20 protein-coding genes and 2 riboswitches are annotated in these 18892 nt (G+C 63.2%); of the genes, 1 reads left to right on the top strand and 19 read right to left on the bottom strand.

Going from position 1 to position 18892, the window contains the following annotated elements:
* Positions 1–29: 29 nt before the first annotated feature.
* The 4 genes from fgd to AC3WQS_RS26730 all read right to left on the bottom strand — a co-directional run bounded on the left by fgd (position 30) and on the right by AC3WQS_RS26730 (position 2676).
* Complete coding sequence (fgd, locus tag AC3WQS_RS26745; protein ID WP_003944371.1) at positions 30–1043, bottom strand: glucose-6-phosphate dehydrogenase (coenzyme-F420); 1014 nt, start codon at positions 1041–1043, stop codon at positions 30–32.
* A gap of 108 nt (positions 1044–1151) precedes the next feature.
* Positions 1152–1499 (bottom strand): YidH family protein, encoded by a 348-nt coding sequence (locus tag AC3WQS_RS26740; protein WP_019749510.1) that lies wholly within the window; start codon positions 1497–1499, stop codon positions 1152–1154.
* The gene (locus tag AC3WQS_RS26735) at positions 1496–1969 is read right to left on the bottom strand and encodes an RDD family protein (RefSeq protein WP_019749509.1); all 474 of its coding nucleotides are present in this window, start codon (positions 1967–1969) and stop codon (positions 1496–1498) included. The genes AC3WQS_RS26740 and AC3WQS_RS26735 overlap by 4 nt, the downstream gene beginning before the upstream one ends.
* A complete protein-coding gene (locus AC3WQS_RS26730; protein WP_336504939.1) occupies positions 1969–2676 on the bottom strand; it encodes a hypothetical protein in 708 nt (235 codons plus the stop codon). The genes AC3WQS_RS26735 and AC3WQS_RS26730 overlap by 1 nt, the downstream gene beginning before the upstream one ends.
* Before the next feature lie 115 nt (positions 2677–2791).
* Between AC3WQS_RS26730 and AC3WQS_RS26725 the strand changes: the two genes are divergently transcribed.
* The gene (locus AC3WQS_RS26725) at positions 2792–3733 is read left to right on the top strand and encodes an alpha/beta hydrolase (protein WP_029538606.1); all 942 of its coding nucleotides are present in this window, start codon (positions 2792–2794) and stop codon (positions 3731–3733) included.
* A 29-nt stretch (positions 3734–3762) separates the two neighbouring features.
* Here AC3WQS_RS26725 and AC3WQS_RS26720 read toward each other — a convergent pair whose 3' ends face one another.
* From AC3WQS_RS26720 to AC3WQS_RS26650, 15 genes are all read right to left on the bottom strand, one after another.
* On the bottom strand, positions 3763–4128 hold the full coding sequence (locus tag AC3WQS_RS26720; RefSeq protein WP_477994062.1) for a nucleoside deaminase: 366 nt from the start codon (positions 4126–4128) through the stop codon (positions 3763–3765).
* A gap of 28 nt (positions 4129–4156) precedes the next feature.
* Positions 4157–5299 (bottom strand): LLM class flavin-dependent oxidoreductase, encoded by a 1143-nt coding sequence (locus AC3WQS_RS26715; RefSeq protein ID WP_492712875.1) that lies wholly within the window; start codon positions 5297–5299, stop codon positions 4157–4159.
* The gene (locus tag AC3WQS_RS26710; protein WP_492712877.1) at positions 5296–6120 is read right to left on the bottom strand and encodes a DUF1684 domain-containing protein; all 825 of its coding nucleotides are present in this window, start codon (positions 6118–6120) and stop codon (positions 5296–5298) included. Before AC3WQS_RS26710 ends, AC3WQS_RS26715 begins: the two co-directional genes overlap by 4 nt.
* The gene (locus tag AC3WQS_RS26705) at positions 6117–7487 is read right to left on the bottom strand and encodes an NtaA/DmoA family FMN-dependent monooxygenase (protein WP_492712878.1); all 1371 of its coding nucleotides are present in this window, start codon (positions 7485–7487) and stop codon (positions 6117–6119) included. The genes AC3WQS_RS26710 and AC3WQS_RS26705 overlap by 4 nt, the downstream gene beginning before the upstream one ends.
* Positions 7488–7511: 24 nt before the next feature.
* A complete protein-coding gene (locus AC3WQS_RS26700) occupies positions 7512–8630 on the bottom strand; it encodes an LLM class flavin-dependent oxidoreductase (RefSeq protein WP_070386605.1) in 1119 nt (372 codons plus the stop codon).
* Entirely contained in the window at positions 8617–10239 is a 1623-nt protein-coding gene (locus tag AC3WQS_RS26695) for a dipeptide ABC transporter ATP-binding protein (protein WP_029254771.1), read from the bottom strand. Before AC3WQS_RS26695 ends, AC3WQS_RS26700 begins: the two co-directional genes overlap by 14 nt.
* Positions 10236–11126: an ABC transporter permease gene (locus AC3WQS_RS26690; protein WP_492712881.1), complete on the bottom strand. Its 891-nt coding sequence runs from the start codon at positions 11124–11126 to the stop codon at positions 10236–10238. Before AC3WQS_RS26690 ends, AC3WQS_RS26695 begins: the two co-directional genes overlap by 4 nt.
* Positions 11119–12117: an ABC transporter permease gene (locus AC3WQS_RS26685; RefSeq protein ID WP_070386603.1), complete on the bottom strand. Its 999-nt coding sequence runs from the start codon at positions 12115–12117 to the stop codon at positions 11119–11121. The genes AC3WQS_RS26690 and AC3WQS_RS26685 overlap by 8 nt, the downstream gene beginning before the upstream one ends.
* A gap of 2 nt (positions 12118–12119) precedes the next feature.
* Entirely contained in the window at positions 12120–13757 is a 1638-nt protein-coding gene (locus AC3WQS_RS26680; RefSeq protein WP_446837353.1) for an ABC transporter substrate-binding protein, read from the bottom strand.
* A 137-nt stretch (positions 13758–13894) separates the two neighbouring features.
* Entirely contained in the window at positions 13895–13984 is a 90-nt protein-coding gene (locus AC3WQS_RS26675) for a putative leader peptide (RefSeq protein WP_310504006.1), read from the bottom strand.
* Positions 13985–13992: 8 nt separating this feature from the next.
* A riboswitch (SAM riboswitch) is annotated at positions 13993–14087 on the bottom strand.
* Between the two features lie 17 nt (positions 14088–14104).
* The gene (locus AC3WQS_RS26670; RefSeq protein WP_492712883.1) at positions 14105–14695 is read right to left on the bottom strand and encodes a GNAT family N-acetyltransferase; all 591 of its coding nucleotides are present in this window, start codon (positions 14693–14695) and stop codon (positions 14105–14107) included.
* Positions 14696–14703: 8 nt separating this feature from the next.
* Positions 14704–15813 (bottom strand): FAD-dependent oxidoreductase, encoded by a 1110-nt coding sequence (locus tag AC3WQS_RS26665; RefSeq protein ID WP_477845784.1) that lies wholly within the window; start codon positions 15811–15813, stop codon positions 14704–14706.
* 10 nt (positions 15814–15823) lie between these two features.
* A complete protein-coding gene (locus tag AC3WQS_RS26660; protein ID WP_047888726.1) occupies positions 15824–16795 on the bottom strand; it encodes an ABC transporter substrate-binding protein in 972 nt (323 codons plus the stop codon).
* A gap of 34 nt (positions 16796–16829) precedes the next feature.
* Positions 16830–17615: an amino acid ABC transporter ATP-binding protein gene (locus AC3WQS_RS26655; RefSeq protein ID WP_492712884.1), complete on the bottom strand. Its 786-nt coding sequence runs from the start codon at positions 17613–17615 to the stop codon at positions 16830–16832.
* Positions 17612–18586 carry an amino acid ABC transporter permease gene (locus AC3WQS_RS26650; protein ID WP_020906669.1) on the bottom strand — a complete coding sequence of 325 codons (975 nt, stop codon included), beginning with the start codon at positions 18584–18586 and terminating at the stop codon, positions 17612–17614. The genes AC3WQS_RS26655 and AC3WQS_RS26650 overlap by 4 nt, the downstream gene beginning before the upstream one ends.
* A gap of 191 nt (positions 18587–18777) precedes the next feature.
* Positions 18778–18872: riboswitch (SAM riboswitch) on the bottom strand.
* Positions 18873–18892 lie beyond the last annotated feature (20 nt).

Below are 18892 nucleotides of genomic sequence, written 5' to 3'. Positions count from 1 at the left end.
GGCAGACACCGTTCAGTTGATCTCGAGGATCAGCCAAGAGCACGCAGGCGGGGCGCGAGGTCACGCTCGAACAGTTCGAGGAAGCGGCGCTGATCGTGGCCCGGTGCGTGGAACACCAGGTGATTGAGACCGGCGTCGACGTAGGCCTTGACCTGCTCGACGGCGTCGTCGGGATCGGAAGCGACGATCCAGCGCTTGGCCACCTGCTCGATGGGCAGAGCGTCGGCAGCTGCTTCCATTTCGATCGGATCCTCGATGCTGTGCTTCTGCTCCGGCGTCAGGGACAGCGGCGCCCAGAAACGCGTGTTCTCGAGTGCAGCCTCCGGGTCGGTGTCGTAGCTGATCTTGATCTCGATCATCTTGTCGATGTCGGCGACGTCGCGCTCGGCCTTGGCTGCGCCCTCGGCAACCGCCGGAAGCAACTTCTCGGTGTAGAGCTCCATGCCCTTGCCGGAGGTGCAGATGAAGCCGTCACCGGCACGTCCCGCGTACCGGGCGACAACGGGTCCACCGGCCGCGATGTACACGGGAATCCCACCCTCGGGGACGTCGTAGATCGACGCGCCACGAGTGGTGAAGTACTCGCCTTCGAAGTCGACACGATCGCCCAGCCACAGCTCACGCATCAGCCGCACCGACTCACGCAGGCGCGCGAAGCGTTCCTTGAACTCGGGCCACTCGCCCTGGAAGCCGGTGGCGATCTCGTTGAGAGCCTCACCGCTGCCGACGCCGAGCATGATGCGCCCCGGGTAGAGACATCCCATCGTCGCGAACGCCTGAGCGATGACCGCCGGGTTGTAGCGGAACGTCGGCGTCATCACGGACGTGCCGATCTGCACGCGCTCGGTGCGCTCACCGACGGCCGTCATCCAGGCGAGCGAGAACGGCGCGTGTCCACCGTTGTGGCGCCACGGCTGGAAATGATCGCTCACCGCAACGGAATCCATGCCGTGCTGCTCTGCCAGAACTGCCAGCTCTACCAGTTCGCGAGGGCCGAATTGCTCAGCCGATGCCTTGTATCCGAGCTTGAGTTCCTGCGCCACCGTGCACTCCCTTGTCGTCTGTTTCGTTTACTTCTCTGACGTGCTTCTCGTTCTTTGCAGACTATCCAGACACCGCTCGGACTTCTCTGCGTATCTCAGCGAGGTATCTCAGCGAGCGAGGCTGGTAACCACCGTTGCCACGCCGGCCGCGACGGCAACCCCGGCCAATGCCAGTGCGAAGAGCCACAGCGCATGCGGTTCCGGCATCGCCGCTCCGTCCTCGAGCGCCTTCTTCACCTGTAGCCAGCGTCGCATACCGACGAGGGCGGCTGCTGCCGAGAGTGCGATCAACGTCAGACCGAGCGCCGTGCGAACCCACCCTGTACTCCACTCGGGGACCAACTGGACGACGGCGATGCCGCCCGCCAGCAGGGCAAGCGAGCTACGCATCCACGCGAGGAAGGTGCGCTCGCTGGCAAGGGTGAATCGCTCGTCCGGGCGGTTCGGTTCACTCATGCGTGCTCGCCTCCGTGGGGTGCCACCAGATCCGGGTCCTGACGCCAGTCGTAGACGACCTCGGTGCGCAGAACAATGTCCTGCAACGATCGTCGCCGTCGATCGACCGCCGACCACAGCAATCCGAAGGCGAAGAGCACACAGAGCACCGCACGGATGAAGGCGAGCGGCCAACGGACCAACCGGTGACCCGACGTGATCACCCGCAACCCCATCACGAGGGAGCCGACAGTTCGACCGGTGGTCGCCCAGCAGGCAGTCAGGTAGGCCACCGAGACGCCGAGAAATGCCGTCGTGGACAGGAAGATTCCCGGTTCCGAGAACGTGAAACTCTGCGGCGAGAAGAGCAATCGAACAAAGGCCAAGGCCACGTACACGGAACCCATCAGGATCAGCACGACGCCCAGGTCGATCAGTCCGGCGAGGCCACGGGTGACGATTCCGGCCGGGCCGGAATTCTCCTGGGCCACTAGCGTTCACCTGCGTTCGTGTCCGGATGCGGCTCGTGTGAGGGTGGTGCGTTGTCGCGGCCGAACAATCGTCCGACGAACCCGGCGACAGCGTCGTCCGCCTGCATCCCCTGCACGCGCGCCCCGTGCACGGCTTCGGTGGAGAGTGAACCGGTCGATTCACGAATCATCTGTGGGAGGTCGACACCCTCGATGACCTGGTCGGCGATCTTGAGGAGGTCGACGCGGTCGATCTGGCGCTCGAGGTCGACGCTGTCGACGATGCCGTCGAGGTCGAGGCGATCGATCACTGCTTTGACGTCGAGTCGGCTCGCGATCGCATCGACGTCGACGCGATCGATGATCGGTTCGAGCGAGACCCGTTCGGCAATCTTGTCCACGTCGATGGTCTCGGCGATCTTGTCGATGTCCACGTGGTCCACGACGATCTTCGTGATGTCGACTTCGGCAAGAGCAGCGTCGACGACAGCTTTGATCACCGTTCTCAACGTGGAATCGGCAAATTCCGCTGTCGAACGAATCGCTTCCGTGCCGCGGGTGGCGACCTGGGTGATCGCGTCGTCGAGTGCGTCACCGACAACGGGGATCCGCTGCACCGAATCAATGGCGAGACCAGCGGTTCTGCGCGCCGCACCAGCCGTGATCGCGGCCAGCCCGAAGGCCAGCCGAATCACGTCGGATTCGGGGTGATGCGACTGCGATCCCACGCAATTGTCTCCATCTTCTTACCGGACTGTTATCCGGACATTCGTCACTCTCCTTCGCATTGTGCCACTGTTGGTAGGCACAAATACGCTGTCCGGCTTGCGCCAGGGGGAAATAATGAAGGCACGTCGATTCACGGTCCGATTGACGATGGCGGTGGCCATGGCTGCCGGCTTTCTCGGCCTCAGCGCGCCGACCGCGAGCGCGGATTCAGTGGTCAGCCGCATCGATGTCTACTCCCCCTCCATGGACCGCTGGATCGCCAACGACGTGATTTCCCCGGCCGGCGGTGGCCCCGCCCCGACCTTCTACCTGTTGACCGGCGTCGGCGGCGGTGAGGACGGGATCTCTTGGTTCAACAACACCGGAGTTCGTGACTTCTTCGACGACAAGCACGTCAACGTGGTCATGCCGGTCGGCGGCAAGTTCAGCATGTACACCGACTGGAACGCCGACGATCCGGTGCTCGGCCGCAACAAATGGCAGACGTACCTCACCAAGGAACTACCGGCAGCGGTCAACGCTCGATACAACACGACCGGCGTCAACGCACTCGGCGGCGTGTCGATGGCCGGTGGACCGGTTCTGGACCTCGCGATCCAGTCGCCGGGCACCTACCGCGCCGTCGGCTCGTACAGCGGCTGCCCGCGCGCCGGCGACCCGCTCGGCCAGGCAGCGGTGCGCTCGATGGTCGAGATACTCGGCGGAGGAAACGCAGCCAACATGTGGGGGCCGTGGGGTAGCCCGCAGTGGGCAGCGCACGACCCGCTGATCAATGCCGAGAAACTGCGCGGCACAGCGCTGTTCATCTCCACCGGCAACGGCCTTCCCGGCCCGGTGGACGGAATCAACTCACTGGCGATGGCTGCCGGAGTCGTTCCCGGCGCTGTGCTCGAAGGCATCACCAACATGTGCACCGCTGCCCTACAGGGTCGATTCGGTCAACTCGGCATCCCCGCGACGTTCAGCTTCCGACCTGAAGGCACCCACACCTGGGGACTCTTCGAAGCCGACATGCGTGCGTCGTGGCCGATGATCGCGGGCGCAATCGGGGCGTAAGCCTCACGGACCTCCTTCAAGCCATGGCGTCAGGTGAGACTGCGCGCCCAGTCCCGCATCCCGGCGGGGCCAGTGCCAGTGGCGTATTCAGCGAACCACACCCGGGTCACACCGAGTGTGATCGCGGCACCCATGCACATCAGGCATGGTTCGAGATTGACCGCCAATGTCAATTCTCCTGACGCTCGAGTGAACCCGAGAGCCTCGTCGGCCTGCAAGAGCGCTTGAAGGTCCGCATGGACTACCCGTCGGCCAAGTGCCCGTTCTTGCGTGTACGCCCGCCCGAGCACACGGTCGTCGTCGAACACGACTGCCCCGATCGGCATCTCCCCGAGTTCCATGCCCTCACGCGCTACGTCAAGAGCAAGGGAAAGCGCATCTCGGGGCGAAAACATCACTCGACACTAATGGACCAAGGCAAGCTCACGCTGCCAGTAGTGCGGGTAGTCCCCATTCCTTGGCAAGCAGCTCGTACGAGCGCAGGCGATCCTCGTGCCGATGGGTCACCCCGGTGATCACCAATTCGTCCGCTCCGGTCAGCTTCTGCAAACTGTCGAGCCTGTCGGCGACGGTGGTGGGTGAACCGACGAACTGCGTGATCAGCCGATCCTCCACTACTGCTTTGTCGGCATCGGAAAGTGGGAGCGCTGTGGCCGGATCGGGGTACGGGATGGCGCCGTGCCCGCTGCGAATGCTGTACGTCCAGTGCGCGAAGGTCGACGCCAACTCCCTCGCCGTCGCATCGTCTTCCGCAGCAACAACATCCGCGGACACGACCACGTACGGCTCCGACAGAACTGCCGACGGTCGGAATGCTGCTCGGTATGCCTCGACGGCATCGAGCGTACTCGACGGCGCCACATGGTAATTCGCGCCGAACGGCAATCCGAGTCGTCCGGCGAGTTCGGCACTGGGGCCTGCGCTGCTTCCGAACACCCACAATTCGACGTCGGCGTCCTCGCCGGGACTGGCATGCAATTCGATGCCGTCGCGGGTGCGGTGGGTGCCGTTCAGGAGCGAGAGTATGTCGTCGACCTGCTGCTCGAAATCCGGCGCCTGCGCGCCCGGAAACGCCAATGCCTCGAACGACGCCTGCAATCTCGGTGACGTGAGAAGACCGGTTGGATCGAAGGGCGCCGGGATCACGACGCCGTCGCGTACGACGTTCTCCCGCTTCGATTCTGCCGGGGCAGGCGTTCCGGCAGCGACGGCACGAAGTGCCTCCACCCGACGCTGTCCGCTGCGCCCGATACCGAGATCGATACGACCCGGATACAACGCTTCGACGGTACCGAAGGCCTCGACCACTTGAGCTGCCGTGTTGTTGCCCAGCAGCACGGCGGCCGAGCCGACGCGAATGGTGTTGGTCGCGGCCGCAATCAGTCCGACCAGAACGGCCGGTGACGAGCTGGCTACGCCGACGAAGTGGTGTTCGGCGACCCAGTACCTCTTGTATCCCCACGCTTCGGCAGAACGAGCGAGGTCCAGCGAGTTCCGCAAGGCCTGGCGGGCCGTTTCACCCTCACTGATCGGAGAGAGGTCGAGTACGGACAGGGGCGCGCTCACCTCGGTGCGCTTCCGTCGCGGGTCTTCGGTGTCTTCTCGCCGGCTTCCACCGCGAACGGCAAACGATTCTCGGCGGGGGCGACGGGGCACGTCGCGTAATCGGTGAAGGCGCAGGGCAGGTTCGACGCCCGATTGAAATCGAGGGCTACCGCACCACCGGGCTCCGGTGCGCTCACGTGCAGCGAGCGTGCGGCCGGGTAGGTGGATACACCACTGGTCGCGTCGGTGAACAGGATGTGAAAGCCGTTGTCCTTGCCCGCGAACGCAATCAGCGTATGCGTTGCACCATCGTGTTCGAAGCTGATGGTTCCGCGGGCGTCGTGATGATGCTCGAGGCGCTCGACGACCGCACCCGTCGTCACCGTGCGAGCCTCCTCGAAAGCTGTGAAGACACCCTCGATGCGCCACTGCGGGTTCGGCTCGAAGGTCGGGATACCACTGAACTGCGCCAATGCCGGGGCCGACGAATCGTGGATCCGCAGAGCCACCTCGCCGGTGCGGCGGATGACCTCGACCAACCGCGCGCCCTGCTTGACGATCAGTCCCGGCGCCCCCTCGATCGGATTCAGAGTGACTGAACCGTCCACTGCGACGCCGTCGATCGAGAGGTCATCGGCCGGCGCCGCGGTGACGACAGCGGCATTCGCGTCGGCGCGCCACGCACCGGGCAGGTCCGCGAAGGTGGAATCGGTGTCAACCAGCCAATGCAACGCAGTCAGGCTCAGCCAGCCGAGTGGTTCACTGAAGGCGGCGTCGCGCGAGGCATGCCAAGCATTCCACTCGCCGGTGAAGGTGCTGGTGGAAGTGTCGGTAACGGTCATGATGCGCGGACTCCTTCAGCCTGCTCGTACGGGTGGCGCAGCCCGAGATGGCTGCGCAGGGTGGTTCCTGAGTACTCGGTCCGGAAACTGCCGCGGTCCTGTAGTTCTGGTACGACGGTATCGATGAACTCGTCGAGGCCCGCGGGGGTGATGTGAGGAACCAGGATGAATCCGTCGCTCGCGTCGCCCTGGACGTAGGTGTCGATCTCGGCAGCCACTTCCGCTGCACTACCCACGAACTGTTGGCGGGCAGTCACTTCGATGATGAGTTCACGGATGCTGAGGTTTTCGGCCTCGGCCTTGGCGCGCCACTGATCTGCGACCGCTCGCGGATCCTTGACGTGGCGGACGCGTCCGCGGGTGATGTTGACGTCGTCCGACGGATCTTCCTTCGGCAACGGGCCGCCGGCGTCGTACTGGGAAAGGTCTCTGCCCCAGACTTGTTCGAGAAAAGCGATGGCAGTCTGGGGTCCGACCTGCTGCCGCCGGATGTGATACGCCTTCTCCTGTGCGTCCGCGGCGTTGTCACCGAGCACGAAGGTGGCGGCGGGGAGAATCTTGAGGTCTGCGTGCGTGCGTCCGTACTTGGCCAAGCGTCCCTTTACGTCGGCGTAGAACGTCTTGCCTGCTTCGAGCGTTCCGTGCCCGGTGAAGATGGCGTCTGCCTTGGCGGCGCCGAACTCGCGTCCTTCGTCGGAATCGCCTGCCTGCAGCAGTACTGGGTGTCCTTGGGGACTCCGAGGTACTTCGAAGCGTCCGGTGATGTCGAACTGCTTACCGGAGTGTTGGAACTGACCGACCTGCTGGTCGGTGGCAAAAACGCCGCGCTCACGGTCGACGATCGGACGATCGATGCTCCAACTGTCCCACAGCGTCCGTACTGCGTCGACCAACTCGTTTGCGCGTGCGTACCGCTCGGAATGCTCCAGATACCCACCGCGGCGGAAGTTCTCACCGGTAAAGGCATCCGAAGAGGTGACCAGGTTCCACGCGGCGCGGCCGTCGGAGAGATGATCGAGCGTCGAGAACTGCTTGGCCAACTCGTACGGCTCGTTGAACGTGGTGTTGATCGTCCCGGCCAGACCGAGATGCGTTGTCACACCGGCAACCGCGTTGAGAATACTGAAGGTGTCCGGGCGACCGACCACGTCGAGGTCGTGAATCTTGCCCTGATGCTCGCGCAGGCGCAAACCCTCTGCGAGGAAGAAGAAGTCGAACAATCCGCGTTCGGCACTGCGTGCGAGATGCTCGAACGAGCTGAACTCGATCTGGCTCTTGGACGCCGGATCGGTCCACACCGTGGTGTTGTTCACGCCGGGGAAGTGAGCGCCCAGATGAACTTGCTTGCGAATCCTGTTCTGTGTCATCGGTGTTCCTGTTCTTTGCTCGCGCTACGCGAACTGATTGACGGGCAACTCGAAACCCAACCGCTCGCGCAGCGTCGGGCCGGTAGTCGGTCGCGGATTGAGATTCGGCACCACGTCCGCCGCGATCTTCTCCACTGCGGCAGCCAAAGCCAAGGGACGCAGGACAACACCGTCGACCCCGGCCAGCCCACCGATCTCGCGAAGGAGGACAGTCAGGCCGGCGCTGTCACCGCGATAGAACAGCGAATGCGGGGCGTACGGCGCTCCCGCCCATTCCTCGAGTTCGGCCAGAGCGTCGTCGGCGGCTCCGCGATCAGCGCCGAGAAGCACGTCGACGTCGAGGAGAACCCTGACGCTGCGCCCGAGGGCAGCGGCGTTCGCGTGGACCAGCTTGGCCGTGGCGTTGGCCTCGCCGAGGTCGGTTGCCGAGATCCGAATCAGATCTCCGCGCGCAACAGCGAGCTCGCGTGCCTCCGGCCTGCTCGCGTCGACGGCGATCAGCGGCTGCCCCTGCGGGGAGCGCGGCGTGATGGACGGCCCTTTGACGGAAAAGTTCTTTCCCTCGAAGTCGATGTAGTGCAGCTTGTCTCGATCGATGAATCGTCCGCTAGCAGCGTCCCGTATCTCGGCGTCGTCCTCCCAGCTGTCCCACAGCCGACTGACCACCTCGACAGCCTCGGACGCTTCCTCCCACGCGGACTCGGGGCCCTGCACTGCCTTTCGGCCGAACAACGACGCCTGCTCAGCGGTGTCGGACACCGCGACCTGCCAGCCGGCCCGCCCCGCTGAGGAGTAGTCGATACTCGCGACGGCCTTGGAGATGTGGAACGGTTCGGTGTGCGTGACTGTCGCAGTGGGGATCAGGCCGATACGCGAGGTCACAGCACTCAGCCGCGCCGCAGTTGCAACCGCCTCCAATCTGCCCCGCACTGCGTGCTGGCCCTCGGATTGCAGTCCGAACGAGTCAGGGAGGAACGCCAGATCCACCCCACCCCGATCCGCGGCGGTCACCAGGTCCACCCAGTACGAGGGCGTGAACAGATCTTCGGCGCGCGAATCCTCGCGTCGCCAGGAGTACGGATGAGCTCCGGTTCCCTCGAATTCGAGGCCGACCAGGAATGCTCCGGAACTACGCTCGGACATGTTCGGCCTTTCGTGTCGAATGATCCCGCCCGGGGATCGCGTCGAGAAGTGTGCGTGTGTACTCGTTTCGGGGATTGTCGAAAATCTCGGTGGTAGTGCCGATTTCGAGCAATCGCCCGGCCTGCATGACGCCGACGACGTCGCTGATCTGGCGAACAACCGCAAGATCGTGGGAGATGAAGAGATAGGTCAGGCCCAGTTCGCGCTGCAACTCGTCGAGTAGCGCCAGAATCTGCGCTTGCACCGAGACGTCGAGAGCTGACACAGGTTCGTCGAGAACGAGCAGGTCCGGCTTCAAAGCGAGCGCACGAGCGATCGCCACCCGTTGACGCTGGCCGCCCGAGAGTTCGGCCGGTTTGCGGCTCAGGAACTGCTCGGGAAGTGCAACCTGATCGAGCAACTCTGCTGCACGACTCTGCTGCTGACTGCGTCCACCAACCTTGAAGGCCCGCAGCGGCTCCGCAACGATGTCCTGGACGGACAATTTCGGGTCGAGTGATGCATAAGGGTTCTGGTATACGAGCTGGATCTTTCGGCGCAGCTCGCGCAGATCGCTGCCCTTGACCTTCGTGATGTCGTGTCCGTCGAAGGAGATGGTGCCGGCATCCGCCTGCTCCAACCGCACGGCGATGCGCGCCGTGGTCGACTTGCCGGAGCCGGACTCCCCCACCAATGACACCGTCTGACCACGCGGAACAGTCAGCGATACCTCGTTCACCGCGGTGATCGAACTCCCGCGTCCGACGTTGAAACGCTTGGTGATTCCGGTCAACGTCAGCAGCGGGCTCGTATCCTGACGGACCGGCCGATCGACCGGTCCCGAGGACAGGCTCGGAGCCGAGTCGAGCAGCTTCTTCGTGTACTCGTGTCGCGGGTTGTCCAGAATATCTGCGGTGCGGCCGGATTCGACGATCCTGCCGCCCTGCATCACCAGGATCCGGTCCGCGCGGTCTGCGGCCACACCCAGGTCGTGCGTGATCAGGAGCACGGCGGCACCGGATTCGGCGATTCGCTCGTCCAGGTGGTCGAGGATGCGTCGTTGAACCGTGACGTCCAGAGCACTGGTCGGCTCGTCGGCGATGATGAGGGCGGGGTTCGCGACAAGCGCGATACCGATCAGAACGCGTTGCCGCATACCGCCGGAGAGCTCGTGGGGGTACTGGCGTGCTCGGATTTCCGGCCGGTCGATACCCGCGCGCTCGAGCACCTCGACGGCGTCCAACCGGGCTTTGCGACGGTCTGCGAGGCCGTGGATCCGGAGGACTTCTGCAACCTGGTCGCCGATCCTCGTCACCGGGTTGAGCGAGGTCGTCGGATCCTGCGGCACCAAACCGATACGCGCGCCGCGGATTCGCTGCCACGCACGGTCGGAATACGAGTCGATCTGTTCACCCTCGAACTCGACGGTCCCGCCGGTGACGTGGCCACTGCCGGCGAGCAGACCCAATATCGCGTGCGCCGTGGTCGACTTACCGGAACCCGATTCCCCGACCACCGCAACTACTTCGCCCCGACCGACGGTGAAGCTCACGCCGGATACCGCGGGTTCGGCGCCGTAGGCGATCTGTAAGTCGGTGACGGAAAGCAACTGTTCCTCGGTCGTGCTCATCGCCGGTTGTTCCTTTCGATCTCGTGGCCGATACGGTGTGCCGAGATGACCACGGCGACAATCGCGAAACCGGGAAGTGTTGTCATCCACCAGGCATTGGCGAGGAAATTGCGTCCCTCGGATACCAGCGATCCCCATTCCGGGGTAGGCGGAACGGCGCCGAATCCCAAGAAGCTCAGAGCCGACACGGCCAGTACTGCCTGCCCGAACTCGACAGCGGACAGCGCGACCACCGGCGCGTAGGAGTTGGGAAGCACGTGCCGACGCAGGACACCGAGCCACTGCACACCTGAACTGAACGCAGCCTCGACGTACTGAGCTCCGCGCACCCGCATCACTTCGGCACGCATCACTCGCGCGAAATTGGCGACCATACTGACGCCGACCGCGATGGCGACGTTGATGGTGCCGAAGCCGAGTGCGGTGACAAGGGCCAACGAGAGCAGCAGTGCCGGAATGGACAGCAGCACGTCGACGATGCGCATCAGCACGGCGTCGACGACGCCACCGACAAAGCCCGCGAGCAAACCGATTATCGATCCCGCCACCAATGCGATTCCGACCGCCACCAAGGTTGCGGTCAGGGACAGCGCGGCGCCGTGCACGAACCGTGTGTACAGGTCACGTCCGAGATTGTCGGTTCCGAACCAGTGAGCCAGGCTCGGGCCCTGCAGTTTGTCCGCCGGGACACCGGACAACGGATCGCCGCTGGCGAAAAATCCGGGTGCGACGGCAAAGCCGATGGCAAGCAACACGATCAACACCGGAATCACCAAGCCGGGCTTTCGGATCCAGCCGATGGCCGTGGACTTTCGGCGCGAAACAACAGGTGTCTTCGCCTCGACGCTCGGATCGAGGAGTAGGGGTTCGATCAATGTGTCAGACATGAGCCGGCTCCAGATCGGTCGAGCTTTCGGTATTCGACTTTTCGGTGTGACTCTTCTTCGTCTGGATGATCCGTGGATCTATCAAGGGGTAGAAGAGGTCGACCGCGAGGTTGACGAGCACGAACACGAGAGAGGCGAACACAACGACTCCCTGCACCACCGGGATGTCCTGCGCCATCACCGACGTCTGTGTCAGACGGCCGACGCCCGCGCGAGAGAACACCGTTTCCACAACCACCGAGCCGGCGAGCAGCGTGCCGACCAGCACACCGGCAATGGTGAATGCCGGAATGCTCGCCAGTCGCAACGCGTGACGGGTCTGCACGCGCCAACGGCTTGCGCCCTTGGCGTACGCAGTCTCCACATGCGGCGAACGTAGCGTCGACTGCAGGCTGGTCGTGAGCACCTGCGCGATCACCGCGCCGGTCGGGATCGCCAAGGTGATCGCCGGAAGAATCACCGTTGCGAATCCCTTGTCTCCGAATGCCGGGAAGATGTGCAGACGGAACGAGAAGAGTTGCAGAAGAATCAGGCCCACCCAGAAAGTAGGCACTGCCACACCCAGCGGCGGCAGCGAGAACAACAGGTTCGCGAGCCACCGCTTGCGGGTGTAGGTAGCGAAGAACGCGATCGCCACTCCGAACAACACGGCCAGAACCAAAGCGGTGGTTGCCAGCACCAGAGTGCTGGGCAGCGCCGAGAAGATGGCATCCGTCACCGGCTGACCGGTGGAGATCGATGTACCGAAATCGCCGCGAAGAGCATTTGTCAGCGACGTCCAGTACTGCACCCACACCGACTGGTCCAAGCCGTACCGCGCCCGAAGCTGATCGAGCGCAGCCTGATCCACTGCGACACCCTGACCGGACGAGTCGGCAGCCATGCTGACGGGATCACTCGGCAGGAGGAACAGAATCACGAACGAGATGGTGAAGGCGGCCCACAGGACCACTGCGGCCTGACCCAGTCGGGTGAGTACGTATCGAGTCATGATTACTTACCCGACAACCATGCGTCGTAGAACTGCAGGCGTGAAGAGGCTTCGAAGTTCAGGTCCTGCACACTCGATCCGGCACCGATGGCCTGTGAGAGCTCGATGGTGGGGATGGAGAGTCCACGGTCGAGGATCAATTCCTGTGCAGTGGATACCAGTTCGCCGCGTTGGCCGTTGTCCGTGGCTGCAAGCTGGTCTGTGAGAACCTTGTCGAGCTCCGGATCTGCGCCGCGACGGTTCAGGTTGCGGCCCTCTGTGCTGAACGATGCCCGCAGGATGTCGGCGTCCGCGCGAGTGCTGTTGTAATACAGCGAATCGTAATCACCCGATACTCCCTTCTCGGTCCATTCACCGTTCGAGACCAGGTTGAGCTGCAAGTCGACGCCGACCTTCTTGAGCTGCTGCTGTACGAGCTCGAGGATGGCCTGGTTACCCGAGAACACCGGACTGAAGGTGACGCTGAAAGTGAGCTTCTGCCCGTCCTTCTCGCGGATACCGTCGCTGCCGGTCTTCCAACCAGCCGCGTCGAGAAGCTTCGCCGACTTGTCGGCGTCGTACGTCACGACACTCGATTCGTCGCTGTAGAGCGGAGTGGTGTGAGCCAACGGGCTCGTGGCCGGGAAGAACGACGGATCCAGAACGGTGTCGACGAGTTCTTGGCGGTTGATCGCGGGAATGATGGCCTGGCGAACAGCCTGATCGGCGAGAACGCCGCGACTGACGTTTGGCTGGAAGAAGAAGCTCACACCCGGGTTCGGCCTTGTGAGGATTCGTCCGCCTGCGCCCTCGATCTGCGGCGCATCCTGCGGAAGCGCATCGCTGACCGCATCGAGCTGGCCGGAGGCCACGCTGCCTGCCCGCACACCAGATTCGGGGACCACCGTGAAGTCGACGCCGTCGAGGTAGGCCTCACCCTGATGCGCGACCGCGTCCGACGCCCAGTTGTATCCCGCACGCTTGGCGATCTTGACGCTCTTGTCCTGCTGCCAGTCGGTGTACACGAACGGTCCGGAGGCGATCACCGCTGCACCGGGGCAGCGCTGCTCGGATGCCAGCGCGGTGGTGGAATCGGCGAGGATTCCGAGCTGTGGCGTCGAAGTTGCCTGCAGGAACTGAACATTGGGTCCGGAGAAATTGATCTTCGCCGTGTGAGCATCTACGACGTCGGTACCGGTGTACGAGGACAGGTAACTCTTCGCCAACGACGCGTTCGGTCCGAGATTCTTGACCGAGTCGAAGGTCTTCTTCACCGAATCCGCCGTCACCGGGGTGCCGTCACTGAAGGTGGCGTCGTCGCGAAGGACGAACGTGAAGCTAGCGGCGTCGGGGCTGATCTCCCAGCTCTTGGCGAGCCACGGGGTGATCTCTCCGGAGTCGGGATTTTGATCGGTCAGCGAATCCACCACGGTCCGAGTGACATACACGGTCTGGTTACTGCCGGCCTGGGCCGGATCGGCACACGTCGGCGCCTGCGACAGACCGTAGCGAAGGGTTCCGCCGGACTGGGCGGGGCCTGCGTCGGCAGCACTGTCACTCCCGCTGCTGCAGCCGGCGAGGACGGTGCCGAGAACCGAGACAGCACCGATACCGGCGATTACGGTCGCGCGTTTGCGGGCACCGAATGAGGGCGAAGACACCAAGAACTCCTAAAGAGGCATGCCGAAGAGCGCACCCGTCGCCTGAGACGAGAAAGGCGATCGAGCACGAATCACTTGTGAGAGAAGAGAAAACAGACTTGTCGACGACTCGCCTGAGTGTGAATGACTGACCGAGGTCAGTTGGTACAGAAAGATCCCGCGGTGCGGCACAGGTCTACGTGACGACGCGACCAGGCGGTATCGAAACCGCCTTCGACTGCCTTCATTTCGTGTTCCTCCATCGGTCCTGGCGGTAGCACCCGCACCCGATCACTCGGGGGGTTGCTGCGACTTCAATGAGCCAGGTCTCTCGGTCGCTCTGGATGGTCGTTCGCAAGTGTACGAGGTTAAACCCGGGTGTTGTCAACCCGGTCGGTAGGAATTGCTGCTCGAGTCACATTTTCGAGGACCCGAAGTTGTTTCTCGAACGGGTGGATGCCCACCTCTTCGGGCGAGAGTGACGCGTCGTAAAGCGGTGTGTATCCACTGGACAGATACAGCGCGACGGCCTCGGGTTGCCGAGGACCCGTCGTGAGAAACACCCGGTTGTATCCACGAAGTTCGACCTCTCGTTCCAACTCGCGAACGACGGCCTTGCCGAGGCCGCGCTTCCGATAGTCGACCGATGTCCAGATTCTCTTCAGTTCGGCAGTGGTGGAATCGAATTGACGAAACGCACCACCGGCGATCGGCAGACCGTCGTGGGTGAGCACCAGAAGCGCACCCTGCGGATAGGCAAATTCTTCTGCCGGATACGTCGTGAGATCCTCGAGCATCGCTTCGCGAGTCCCGCCGTAACGCGAACTGTATTCGAGTGCCAACTCCGCGATCAGTGGAGCTGCCAAGGGATCGTCCTGCGATACCGAATAGACCTCTACCGCTCCGACACCCTCGAGCTGTCGAGTTCCGAGCTCCAGTGCCACAACACTTTCCTCCATGAATCTGGTCAACGCTCCCCCAGCCTGAAAACTTCCGGAGCGAGGGTGGTTCCGTCGACGAGGTCCGCCACAAGTTCACCCAAGGCCGGACCGAACTTGAACCCATGCCCCGAGAACCCCGCCGCCACCGTGACGGCTCCGACTCGGTCGATGACGAAGTTACTGTCCGGCGTGCTCGTGTACAGGCAGGTGAGCGACTCGACACGGGTGGAATCGACACCGGGCAACCACGACTCGGCGTACTCCACCAATCGCTGCTCTCCGTCGACACCAGGGGTGTAGTCACGGGTCTGCGGAGTCACCACCGGCCCGGTCGCGTGTTCGCCGATCTTGATCCCGTCCTCGGAACCAAGCCCGTAGATCCCCGCGGTCTCCAATTCTGCGCCGGTGTGGTGAACGAAACTCGGCCACTCGACTCCGGGATCGAGCGGTGCGAAGTGTGCCGGTTGTTCCTGTGTCGTGCGCAGTGTCGGCAGTACGATCTCGGAGCCGAGACCGCTGTCTTCGATCAGATCCGCAGTCCACGCACCGGCCGCGATCACTACCTGACGAGCTGCGAGCGTTCCACTGTCCGTCACCACGTCCACGCCGTAGGACGCCCGCGCGAGTGCCAACACCCGAACGTCGTGACGGACCTCGGCGCCGGCAAACACCGCTCCCGCCTTCAGAGCGGTCACGGCGCGGTCCGCGTGCAACCGGCCTGCATCGGGATGATGGAGCACCGTGGTGTCGAATCGCAGCCCCGGCCAACGGGCGGACGCCTCGGCAGGGGTGAGGATCTCGCCCTTGATGCCCGCCTCGAGAAGTATCTTCGCCTTGGACTGCACTGCCTGCGGCAGGCCGTGATCAACGGCACCGGTGAGTTCCAGGAACCCGATGTCCGTCGTGGTCTCCAACTCCCGCCACAGCGGCAGCGCGTCGGCCGCCAACCCGGTGTACAGGTGATTGTCGTACGCCTGACGGTAGATGCGCGAAGTACCGTGCGACGCACCGTGCTTGTGCCCCGGCCCGAACTGTTCCAGCTGAACGACGCTACGTCCGCGCGCCGCGAGCCGCCAGGCGGTGGAGGACCCGACGAGTCCTCCACCGATGACGATCGCATCGAGAATCTCACTCATGGACGAGAGCTCACTTGGTCTTCGGAAGGCCGGGCGGGTTGATCAGGGACGTGTCGACGGCTTCATTCGTGATGTTCCAGCGCTCGAGGATCTGCTGGTACGTGCCGTTCTCGATCGTGTGGTTGATCGCGTCGTTGATTGCCTTGATCAACCCGTTGTCCTTCTTCACCAGAACCGCGATCTGGCCTTGCAGCGTGTCGCCTGCACCGGAGAACTCACCGACAACTTCGGTTTCACCCGACTGCTTGGCATGGAACTGCGACGACGGGTTCGGTCCGAAGTAGGCGTCGATCCGGCCGGACTGCAGCGGCAGGTAGTAGTCGGTGGTGTTCTGGTAGTAGGAGATGTCGGTGGGGGCCAGGCCGGCCGCGACGTTCTGCTCACTCCATTTGACCAGCAGCGCTTCCTGATTGGTACCGGAACCTACCGCGATCTTCTTGCCTGCGACATCCTTGGGTTCCTTGATGGAGATCCCGGAGCCCTTCTTGGCTTCGAAGGCCAGGGTGTCGAGTCGGTAGGTGGCGAAGTCGTACTTCTCTTTACGCTCTTCCGTCACAGTCACATTGGACAGGAATGCATCAGCCTCGCCGGAATCGATGCGGACGAAGTTCTGTGCCCAGTCTGCGGTCTGCAGGTCGACCTTCAAACCGAGAACATCACCGATCAGGTAGGCGAAGTCGGTCTCGGAACCGATGAGAGTGGTGTCGTCGTCGGCGTAGAAGCGGAGCGGCGGAGCGGCACCGGCACTACCGGTGACGCGCAGCGTGCCACGGTCGCGAATGTCCTGAGGTAGCTCGGCGGCAATGGAATCGACTTTGTCGGTGGTGATGCGGTTCTGATCGGCAGTGAGGTTGTAACCCGCAGCAGCGGTGACCTGGGCGCCGTCGGACTCCGCGTCCGCGCTGCTGCACGCAGCGCTGAGCAGTCCGACTGTGGCAAGAGCCGAGATCAGAAAAGTCGCGCGACGGGATGGGGAGAACATCAATTTTTCCTTCCGGGAATGAGTCTGGGTCGCGTCAGAGGACGCGGGAGAGAAAAGCTTTGGTCCGTTCGTGGACCGGATTGTCGATCACCTGCGAAGGTGGGCCCTGTTCGACGATGACGCCGCCGTCCATGAAGACCGCAGTGTCCGCCACTTCCCGAGCAAATCCGACCTCGTGTGTGACGATCACCAAGGTGGCGCCGTCACGGGCCAACTGAGCGAGGACTTCGAGAACCTCGCCGACCAGTTCCGGGTCGAGCGCCGACGTCGGCTCGTCGAAGAGAATGACCGCCGGCCGCAGTGCCAGCGCTCGCGCTATCGCGACGCGCTGTTGCTGGCCACCGGAGAGTTGGCGGGGATACTCGTCCGCCTTGTCCCCCACTCCCACTCGCTCGAGCAGTGCGCGGGCCTCGCGGTACACCTCGACACGATCACGCTTCTGGGCCGAGAGCGGCGCTTCCACCACGTTTTCCAGCGCGGTCAGGTGCGGAAACAGGTTGAAGTTCTGGAACACGAATCCGATGTGCGAACGCTGTTTCAGGATCTCGCGGTCACGCAGTTCGTGGAGCCGGTTTCCCTTGCGCCGGTACCCGATCAGTTCTCCGTCGATCCGCACGGTCCCGCGGTCGACCTTCTCGAGGTGATTGAGGGTGCGCAGCAAGGTGGACTTACCGGAACCAGACGGACCGAGAATGACGGTCACTTCGCCCTTGCGGACCAGGAGATCAACGCCGGCAAGTACTTCCAGCGTGCCGAACGACTTGTGAATTCCGCGCGCTTCGACGGCATACACCGTCTCTTCGGCCAGTTCTGCGGTCATCGGGTCGCACCTCTCGGAATATCGAGACGCGCATCGCGAATCTCTTCGAACTTCTTGCGCGCCTTCTGTACCGGAGTCAACGGAAGCGCACGGGCGGATCCTCGTGCATAGTGGCGCTCCACGTAGTACTGACCGATCGAGAGCAACGTCGTGAGGATGATGTACCAGATCGTGGCGACCATCAGCAGGGGCACGACTCGTCCGTTGCGGCCGAAGATGACCTGCACCTGGTAGAACAGTTCGGCGATTGCCATGGTGGAGACGATCGACGTTCCCTTGAAGAGTCCGATGACCTCGTTGGCGGCGTTGGGGAGAATCGCTCGCATTGCCTGCGGGAGAACGATCTTGAAGAACTGGCGACTGCGCGGAATACCGAGCGAGTGAGCAGCTTCGATCTGGCCGTGATCCACCGAAATGATTCCGGAGCGGATGATCTCGGCCGAGTATGCAGCCTGGTGCAGCGCCAAACCGATGACCGCCGCGGTGAATCCGCCGATCACACCGCTGACCTGGAAGGTGAAGAACTCGGGCCCGAAAGGTATTCCGAGAGAAAGCGTCTGGTACAGGTATGTGATGTTGAACCAGAAGAGCAGCTGCACGATGAGTGGAATCGAGCGGAAGGCCCAGATGTAGGTCCAAGCGATCACCTGCAGGACCGGGTTTTTCGACAACCGACCGAGTGCCAGGAAAACACCGAGACCGAATCCGAGGATCGTCCCCCACAGCGTCAGTTTGATCGTCATCCACAGCGCGGCGAGCACTGATTTCGCGGTGAAGTACTGCGCGAAGGTCGGCCAGTCCCAGCCGGGGTTGACGACGAGTCCGTGGATGAACTGAGCAAGCAGTACCAGCACGACCGCACTGATCACCCAGCGCAGCGGGTGCCAGGTGCGAGCAACGACAAGCTCCGAGTCCGGAAGTTGCGGCTCGGACACCGACTTTTCGGGGCGGACATCGGTGGGCGCGCTCACGGCGCGCTACCTGACGGAGTGGACATGACGAATAGACCTTTCGGGGAATGGGAACGCAGCTGTGGTCTCGAGTTGGTGAGCTCGAGTTGCGAAGACGACGGTTCGGTCAGCGACAGTGACACGAAGCGGTGCGGCACAGATCGATATGGCGGCGCCTGTGCGGAGCGTGCGAAGTGGAACCCATGTGATGCCTTCCATCGGTCCTGGCGGTAGCACCCGCTCCCGATCACTCGGGGGGTTGCTGCGACGTCGACGAGCCAGGTCTCTCGGTCGCTCTGGATGGTGAGCAAAGACTAGACCCGAAAT

It is taken from the genome of Rhodococcus sp. FW305-130 (assembly GCF_058788335.1).
This window is presented reverse-complemented; position numbering and strand designations above follow the sequence as displayed.